The organism is Streptomyces sp. FH025 (genome assembly GCF_017427025.1).
Taxonomy (GTDB): Bacteria; Actinomycetota; Actinomycetes; order Streptomycetales; family Streptomycetaceae; genus Kitasatospora.
In genome coordinates this window covers 1-1,605 of record NZ_JAFLNG010001099.1, presented here as the reverse complement: position 1 = coordinate 1,605, position 1,605 = coordinate 1, and the positions used below count along the sequence as shown (strand labels likewise).

The 1,605-nt window shown below is 73.1% G+C and carries 1 protein-coding gene; it reads right to left on the bottom strand.

The window, feature by feature from the left end:
* Nucleotides 1-1,590: ABC transporter ATP-binding protein (locus J0670_RS37650; protein WP_207817272.1), on the bottom strand; the 1,590-nt coding region annotated here is incomplete at its 3' end.
* Nucleotides 1,591-1,605 lie beyond the last annotated feature (15 nt).

Sequence of the window (1,605 nt, the reverse complement as noted above, 5' to 3'; positions counted from 1 at the left end):
GCGGCGCAGTGGGGGGATGAGCTGCTGGACGGTGCGGGGGTCGAGCCCGGTGGTGGGTTCGTCGAGGACGAGGACCGGGGTGTCGCGCAGGAAGGCGCGGGCGATGGCGATGCGCTGGCTCTGGCCGCCGGAGAGCTGGAAGCCGTCGGCGCCGATGACCGTGCGGTAGCCGTCGGGCAGCGCGGTGACGAAGTCGTGGGCGCCGGCGGTGCGGGCCGCGCGTTCGATGTCGGCGGGCGGGGCGTCGGGGCGGCCGTAGGCGATGTTGTCGGCGATGGTGGCGTGGAAGAGCGGGGCCTGCTGCGGCAACAGGGTGACGGCGCGGCGCAGGGAGCCGAGGGTGAGGCCGCGGGTGTCGTGGCCGTCGAGGCTGATCGTGCCGGCCTCGGGGTCGAGGAAGCGCACGAGGAGCTTGGCGAGGGTGGATTTGCCGCTGCCGCTGGGGCCGATGACGGCCAGGGTCTCGCCGGGCGGGAGGTCGAAGGTCAGGTCGGTGAGGACCGCCGGACCGGGGTCGCCGCTGCCGCCGGGGTAGGCGGCGCGGACGCCTTCGAAGGTGACGCGGCCGCGTACGGGGCCCGGGTCCCGGGCGCTGTCGCTCTCCTGGACGGGGCTGGTCATGTCGTGCAGTTCCAGGACCCGTTCGCCGGAGGCGCAGGCGGCGCCGGCCAGCGGGACGAGTGCGGCGAGCTGCTGGGCGGGTTCGAACAGCTGGGCCATGAAGGCCGCGAAGGCGAGCAGCCCGCCGAGGCTCAGTTTCCCGTGGATGACTTCGAGCGCGCCGACGCCCACCACGACCAGCGCGGCGACCAGTTGCAGCACGTTGAGGAAGGGCTGGTAGAGGTCGGCGACCCGGGCGGAGGAGAGTTCGGCGTCGAGCAGGGCCCGGCCCTCGCGGTGGACCCGTTCGACCTCCCGCCGCTCCTGCCCGTAACTCCGGGTGATCACCACATTGCGCAGCGATTCCTCCAGCAGCGCGGTGACGCCGCCGGCGCGCCGCTGGACCTGGCGTTCGCGGACGCGGATGCGCCGCCCGAACAGGCTGGTGGCGAGGAGGAAGAGGGGGGCGGAGAGCAGTACGGCCACGGTGAGCGGCCAGCTGAGGTAGAAGGCGGCGCCGGTGAACAGCAGCAGGCTGACGCCGGCGACGGCGCCTTCGACCATGCCGGTGGCCACCATCTGTTCGATCGCCGCGACGTCGGAGGTCATCCGGGCGACGATGTCGCCGCGCCAGCGGGTCTCCAGGGTGTCGGGCGGCAGGGTGTGCAGGTGGGCGAGGGTGTCGGTGCGTAACCGCAGCATGTAGCGTTCGGCGACCCTGGTGCTGCTGTAGGTGCCGGCGAAGGTGAGCAGGGCTGCCGCCACGTCGGCGCCGAGCATGGCGCCGGCGAGCGGCCAGAAGTCGGCGAACTGCCGGGGCACGAGGACGTCGTCGATGAGGTCCTTGAACAGCCAGACCGAGATGACCTCGCCGAAGGCGCCGAGGACCAGCAGGACGGCGTTCAGCGGGAGCCAACGCGCGTCCGGGCGTACCCAGGGCCAGAACCGGCGGAAGAGTTCGCGCAGCGGGATGGTCGGCGAGTCCGCCACCGGCCCCTGGGCATC